General features: G+C 58.2%; 1 pseudogene. It reads right to left on the bottom strand.

Features of this window, described 5'->3' with window-relative positions:
• A pseudogene (locus ACOTX2_RS25025) lies at positions 1–413 on the bottom strand (IS6-like element IS6100 family transposase); the annotation flags it as partial.
• Between the last annotated feature and the right edge of the window lie 168 nt (positions 414–581).

The following is a 581-nucleotide window of genomic DNA, read 5'->3' as shown; positions in this document are numbered from 1 at the left end:
TTGTCGGTATTGAGCGTGGCAGGCTTTTCCCAGTGCTTCAGGCCTCGCAGGGCCTTGCCCAGGAACCGCTTCGCTGCCTTGGCGCTGCGGGTCGGCGACAGGTAGAAATCGATCGTGTCGCCCCGCTTGTCGACTGCCCGGTACAGGTAGGTCCACTTGCCCCGCACCTTGACGTAGGTTTCATCCAGGCGCCAGCTCGGATCAAAGCCACGCCGCCAGAACCAGCGCAGCCGCTTCTCCATCTCCGGGGCGTAGCACTGGACCCAGCGATAGATCGTCGTATGGTCGACCGAAATGCCGCGTTCCGCCAGCATTTCCTCAAGGTCGCGATAGCTGATCGGATAGCGACAATACCAGCGCACCGCCCACAGGATCACATCACCCTGGAAATGGCGCCACTTGAAATCCGTCATCGTTCCGTCCGTCCAATCTCCGCCAAGCATGCTCAAGCTTCACGATTTTTGCAACAGAGCCCACACGAGTATTGAGCATAGTCGAGATTGGTGCAGATCACTTCTGATATTGAACTGTCAGGAGCTGGCTGCACAACAGCCATTACGCCCAATCAACTGGTGCAGTCG

The organism is Enterobacter cloacae complex sp. IR5412 (genome assembly GCF_049237385.1).
Classification (GTDB): Bacteria; Pseudomonadota; Gammaproteobacteria; order Enterobacterales; family Enterobacteriaceae; genus Enterobacter; species Enterobacter intestinihominis.
The sequence above is the reverse complement of the archived record's forward strand: the minus strand, read 5'-3'. Positions and strand labels throughout refer to the sequence as shown.